The organism is Brevundimonas sp., assembly GCF_031082345.1.
In the GTDB taxonomy this organism is placed as follows: Bacteria; Pseudomonadota; Alphaproteobacteria; order Caulobacterales; family Caulobacteraceae; genus Brevundimonas.
Genome location: NZ_JAVHLH010000186.1, coordinates 1 through 5,833 on the forward strand (window position 1 = coordinate 1; position 5,833 = coordinate 5,833).

Annotated in this window: 6 protein-coding genes; 5 read left to right on the forward strand and 1 reads right to left on the reverse strand. The window is 70.3% G+C overall.

Features of this window, described 5'->3' with window-relative positions:
* The 3 genes from RDU12_RS11605 to RDU12_RS11615 all read left to right on the forward strand — a co-directional run.
* Positions 1 to 2,071, forward strand: a 2,071-nt coding sequence (locus RDU12_RS11605) for a TonB-dependent receptor domain-containing protein (protein ID WP_308684718.1), incomplete at its 5' end; no start/stop codon positions are given.
* Between the two features lie 49 nt (positions 2,072 to 2,120).
* Positions 2,121 to 2,753, forward strand: coding sequence for a cyclopropane-fatty-acyl-phospholipid synthase family protein (locus tag RDU12_RS11610; protein WP_300290538.1), 633 nt, complete (start codon positions 2,121 to 2,123; stop codon positions 2,751 to 2,753).
* A complete protein-coding gene (locus RDU12_RS11615; protein ID WP_300290536.1) occupies positions 2,750 to 3,544 on the forward strand; it encodes a TlpA disulfide reductase family protein in 795 nt (264 codons plus the stop codon). The genes RDU12_RS11610 and RDU12_RS11615 overlap by 4 nt, the downstream gene beginning before the upstream one ends.
* Positions 3,545 to 3,553: 9 nt before the next feature.
* Here the strand turns inward: RDU12_RS11615 and RDU12_RS11620 are convergent, their stop codons facing one another.
* Positions 3,554 to 4,000, reverse strand: a complete 447-nt coding sequence (locus RDU12_RS11620; RefSeq protein WP_300290534.1) for a tRNA (cytidine(34)-2'-O)-methyltransferase — start codon at positions 3,998 to 4,000, stop codon at positions 3,554 to 3,556.
* A gap of 196 nt (positions 4,001 to 4,196) precedes the next feature.
* Between RDU12_RS11620 and petA the strand changes: the two genes are divergently transcribed.
* Together petA and RDU12_RS11630 are read left to right on the forward strand one after the other, a co-directional pair.
* Positions 4,197 to 4,733 carry a ubiquinol-cytochrome c reductase iron-sulfur subunit gene (petA, locus tag RDU12_RS11625; protein WP_300290532.1) on the forward strand — a complete coding sequence of 179 codons (537 nt, stop codon included), beginning with the start codon at positions 4,197 to 4,199 and terminating at the stop codon, positions 4,731 to 4,733.
* 17 nt (positions 4,734 to 4,750) lie between these two features.
* Positions 4,751 to 5,833 (forward strand): cytochrome b N-terminal domain-containing protein (locus RDU12_RS11630; protein ID WP_308684721.1); only part of this gene is annotated, 1,083 nt, incomplete at its 3' end.

The following is a 5,833-nucleotide window of genomic DNA, read 5'->3' on the forward strand; positions in this document are numbered from 1 at the left end:
CGCCCTGCTGCTCGGCGCGCCCCTGATGGCCGCCGCCCCCGCCTATGCCCAGGACGCCGCCCTGCTCGACGAGATCATCGTCACCGGCGTCCGCCCCGACACCGCCATCCACACCGTCCGGCCCGAGGGCGTGGCCGCGGCTGCGCCGGACAGCGCCGGCCTCGTCGCCCGCCTGCCAGGCGCGGCCCTGATCGACAACGGCGGCCTGTCCGGCCAGGTCCAGTACCGGGGCCTGTTCGGCGAGCGCGTCCTGACCCGGATCAACGGCCAGCGCTTCCACGGAGGCGGACCCAACGCCATGGACCCGCCGACGCACTATGCGCCGATGCCGCTGGTCGCCAGCGTCGAGGTCGACCGCGGCATCAGCCCGGTGCGCAACGGTCCGGCCCTGGCCGGCGGGGTGAACGCGCGGCTCAAGGAAGTCGGCTTCGGCCAAGAGTCGACCTTCGCGCCCGCCTGGGACCTGGCCGCCAGCTACCGTTCGGTCGACGACGGCCGCAGCTTCGGAGGCGTGGCCGGGATGGCCAGCGACCGCTTCCGGTTCAATCTGCTGGGCGCCTGGGAAAAGGGCGGCGACTTGCGCTTCCCCGGCGGCGTGGTCCGGGACAGCGGTTTCCGCCGCGACACCTGGGGCCTCTCGGCCGGCTGGCGCGGGGCACCGGGCGAACTGGGGTTGGACCTGCGGGCGCAGGAGACCGGCCCGACCGGCACCCCGCCGTTCGCCATGGACATCCAGTATTTCGACACCGACTTCGCCCGCCTGAACTTCGTCGGCCCGGCGGACTCGAAGGTGCGTCTTGAAGCCTCGCTGGGTCACACCCGGGTCGAGCACGGGATGGACAGTTTCAGCCTGAGGCCGGCGCCCGCCATGGCCGCGATGCGGCGGCTGTCGCTGGCCGACGCCGAGACCCTGGTCGGCGAGGCGCGGCTGGTCTTCGGCTCGCGCGGCCGCAGCCTGAGCCTCGGCATGGACTTCGAACAGGCCGACAAGTCGGTGACCATCACCCACCCGGACAACCCGAACTTCTTCGTCACCTCCCTGCCGGGGATCGAGCTGTCCCGACTCGGGGCGCACCTCGAGTGGCGCGGCGCCGTCCGGGGCGTCGAGGCGGAGCTGGGCGTCCGGGTCGACGCCCACGAGGCCTCCGCGGGCGAGGCCTCGACGGGCCCCGCCGTCCCCGCCGGTCCGACCCTGCTGGCGGTCGCCTTCAACGCCGGCGACCGGGACTGGAGCGGCGAGACCGTCGACGTCGCCGCCCGCTTCTGGCGCGACCTCGGCGACCTCACCCCGCGCCTGACCCTGGCCCGCAAGACCCGGACCCCGAACGCGGTCGAGCGCTTCTCGTGGATGCCGACCGAGGCCAGCGGCGGCCTCGCCGACGGCAACATCTACGTCGGGGACCGGGGCCTTCGACCCGAGACGGCGTGGATCCTGGAGGGCGGATTCGACTGGGGCCGCGGCGCGCTCTGGGCCCGGCCGACGATCTACTACCGGCGGGTCGACGGCTACATCCAGGGCGTGCCGTTCGACGACACTCCCGGCGTGGCCGACACGCGGGTCGAGATGGTCGCGGCCATGAGCGGCGATCCCACCCCGCTGCGCTTCGCCAATGTCGATGCGGAGCTGTACGGCTTCGACATGGACTTCGGCCTGCAGGCTACGGACCGTCTGCGCCTCGACGGGGTCGCCAGCCTCGTGCGCGGCAAGCGTCGGGACGTCAGCGACGACCTGTACCGGATCGCCCCGCCGACCCTGCGGCTGGCCGCGACCTGGGACGAGGCCGACTGGTCCGTCGGGGCCGAGGTGGCGGGAACGCTGCGCCAGACCCATGTCTCGGCCGGCGCCGACGAGACGCCCAGCGGGGGCTACGCCGTGGTCAACCTGCGCGGCGAGTGGCGCCTGCGGCCGGGGCTGCAACTGGAGGCCGGTATCGAAAACCTGCTCGACCGCGACTATCGCGCCCATCTGGCGGGCCGGAACCGGGTGGCGGATTCCGACGTCGCCTTGGGCGAGCGGCTGCCGGGCGCCGGGCGCGGAGGCTTCGTGACGCTGAAGGCGGCCTGGCGATGAGCGTGCGAGACCGCGGCGACCGGCGCCGCTCCATCCGGAAAGGACGACCATGACCCCCGAACAGGCCCGCGAATTCTGGGACGGCCGCTACGGCGACGAGTCCTATCTGTTCGGCGAACGTCCGAACGCCTTCCTGGAACGACAGGCCGACCGGCTGCGGCCGGGCATGACGGTGCTGGCCGTCGCGGACGGGGAGGGGCGCAACGGCGTCTGGCTGGCCCGCCGGGGGCTGACGGTGACCAGCACCGACATCTCGCCGCGGGCGGTGGCCAAGGCCCGGGCCCTGGCCGCGCGCCACGGGGCTGAGGTCGACGCCCGGCTGGCCGATCTGGAGACCTGGGACTGGCCGGTTGAGGCCTTCGACGTGGTGGTCGGGGTCTTCATCCAGTTCGCGCCGTCCGACATGCGCGACCGCCTGTTCGCGCGGATGAAGCAGGCGCTGAAGCCGGGCGGCCTGCTGCTGTTGGAGGGCTATCGGCCGGAACAGCTCGCCTACGGCACGGGCGGACCGGGGCAGGTGGAGAATCTCTACACCGAGGCGCTGCTGCGCGACGCCTTCGCGGACATGGAGGAAGTGTCGCTGGCCAGCTACGACGCCGAGATCGCCGAGGGTTCGGGCCACGTCGGCCTGTCCGCCCTGATCGATCTGGTGGCGATGAAGCCGGAGGCCGTTGCGGCATGAACGCGGTCGAGCTGGGGCCGCTGGTCCTGTCCGGCGAACGATTCGCCATCATCGTCGGCGTGGCCGTCTTTCTGCTGGGGTCGGGCGTGCTGGCGAGCCGGGTCAGCCCCCGTTTCAACGCCTGGAGCACGGTGGCGGTGCTGACCGGCCTGGGCGCGGCGCGCCTGGCCCATGTGATCGCCCACTGGAGCTATTTCGCCGACGACCCGCTGAGGGCGCTGGCGGTGTGGCAGGGGGGATTCATCTGGCCCTGGGCGCTGGCGCCGGTCGCCGTCGCCGCGGTCGTCATGCTGCGCGAGCGGCGGCTGATGCTTTGGGCCGCGGCGCCGGTGATCGCCTGCGCCCTGGCCGGGGCGGCGACGGTGCGGCTGACGTCGGGGACGGAGCCGACGCCAGCCCCCGCGATGAGCCTGGTCAGTCTGGAGGGCGCGGCGGTGAACCTCGCCGCCGTCGACGGGCGTCCGACCGTCATCAACCTGTGGGCCACCTGGTGCCCGCCCTGTCGCCGCGAAATGCCGGCGCTGGCGCAGGCCCAGGACGACCGTCCCGACGTCCGCTTCCTGTTCGTCAACCAGGGCGAAGGACAGGCGCAGGTCGCCCGCTGGCTGGAGGAGGCCGGGCTCGAGATCGACAATGTCCTGTTCGACCCGGCCATGTCCGTGCCGCGCCACTACGGCACGGCGGGGCTGCCGGTCACCCTGTTCCTCGGTCGGGACGGACGGCTGGCCAAGGCGCATGTCGGCGAGATCGCGCCCGAACAGATCGAGGCTGAAATCGCCCGCCTGAAATAGACCGGGAAGTCAGGTCGCGCCTGTCTGGCGCAGGCCTTCCCACAGGGCGATGCCGGCGCTGACCGACAGGTTCAGGGATCGCGCCCCGGGTCGGAGAGGAATCACCACCCGGGCGTCGGCGGCCGCGTGCACGAAATCGGGCGCGCCGGAGGATTCGCTGCCGAACAGCAGGCTGTCGTCGGGTCGGAAGGCGAATTCGTCGAGCGGCGTGGCGCCCCTGGTCGTGAACAGCACCAGCCGCCCCGGGCCGCGATCACGCTGGAATTCGTCCCAACCGGGGTGGCGGATCATGTGGCCGAGGGGCCCGTAGTCCAGCGCGGCGCGCTTCATGGCCCGGTCGTCGAAGCGGAAGCCGGCGGGTTCGATGACGTGCAGTTCCACCCCGAAACAGGCGCTCAGCCTGATGCAGGCGCCGACGTTCTGCGGAATGGCCGGTTGAAAAAGGGCGAGACGCATTCTAAGGCCCTCATACGCGTGGCCCGGGGGCTTGTCGCGGCTCGAATTGCGACCGTTTCTCAGGAGGCGGCAGCGACTTGCGGCGATGCGCCGCAAAGCCGGGCCGGGCCAGCCATCCGGGATTTCGCTAAAGGAACGACAGCGTTGCAGCGGCGCGCCCCAGGGCGACGCCGCCAACGGCTCAGGAGACGAATCGGTGGCTGCAGACCAGGGCGACCTGACCTATCAGGATCCCAATCGTAGAGACTTCATCCACATCGCGGCCGGCGCGGCGGCGGTGGGCGCGGGGGCCATGGCCGCCTGGCCGCTGATCAATTCGATGAACCCGGCCGCCGACACCCTGGCGCTGTCGACCATCGAGTTCGACCTGACCAAGGTCCAGGAGGGCCAGCAGGTCGTCATCAAATGGCAGGGCAAGCCGGTGTTCGTGCGCTACCGCACCCCGGCCGAGATCCAGCAGGCCCGCGCCGACGACCGGGCCGGCCTGAAGGACCCGCAGACCGACGCGGACCGGGTCAAGCCGGGCCACCAGCAGTATCTGGTCGTGATCGGCTCGTGCACCCACCTGGGCTGCGTGCCGACCTTCGGCTCGGGCGATTACGGCGGCTGGTTCTGCCCCTGCCACGGCTCGCACTACGACACCTCGGGCCGCATCCGCAAAGGACCGGCGCCGGCGAACCTGGTCGTGCCGACCTATGAATATGTGTCCGACACCCGCGTGAAAATCGGCTGAGGACGGGCGAGAAAACGATGAGCGATCACGAATCCACCTACGTCCCCAAGACCGGCATCGAGAAGTGGTTTGACAGCCGCCTGCCGATCATCCGCTTCGGCGCCGACTACATGTCGCTGCCGACCCCGAAGAACCTGAACTACTGGTGGACCTTCGGCGGCATCCTGGCCCTGTGCCTGGTCATCCAGATCGCCACCGGCGTGATCCTGGCCATGCACTATGTGCCCAACACCGAACTGGCCTTCGCCTCGGTCGAGCGCATCATGCGCGACGTCAACGGCGGCGACCTGATCCGCTACACCCACGCCAACGGCGCCTCGATGTTCTTCATCGCGGTCTATCTGCACATGCTGCGCGGGCTGTACTACGGCTCGTACAAGGCGCCGCGCGAGATGATCTGGATCATCGGCTGCGTGATCTTCTTCCTGATGATCGCCACCGCCTTCCTCGGCTACGTCCTGCCCTGGGGCCAGATGTCCTTCTGGGGCGCCGAGGTGATCACCAATCTGATCGGGGCCATTCCGGTCATCGGCGAGCCGGTCCTGATCTGGCTGCGCGGCGGTCCGGCCATCGACAACGCCACGCTGAACCGCTTCTTCTCGCTGCACTATCTGCTGCCGTTCGTGATCGCCGGCTGTGTCGTGCTGCACCTGTGGGCGCTGCACGCGGCGGGCCAGAACAACCCCGTCGGCATCCTGATCCCGAAGGATCGTCAGGCCAAGGACACCGTGCCGTTCCACCCGTATTTCACGGTCAAGGACGGTTTCGCGATCGTGCTGTTCCTGATCCTGTTCGCGGTGTTCGTCTTCTTCATGCCGAACGCCCTGGGCCACGCCGACAACTACATCCCGGCCAACGCCCTTCAGACCCCTGCGCACATCGTGCCCGAGTGGTACATGCTGCCCTTCTACGCGATCCTGCGCGCCATCCCCGACAAGTTCGGCGGCGTGGTGGCGATGTTCGCGTCGATCGGGGTGCTGTTCGTCCTGCCCTGGCTCGATACGTCCAAGGTGCGCTCGATGCGCTACCGCCCGACGATGCGGACCTTCTTCATCATCTTCGTGCTGGTCGGCATGGGCCTCGGCTGGTGCGGGGCGCAG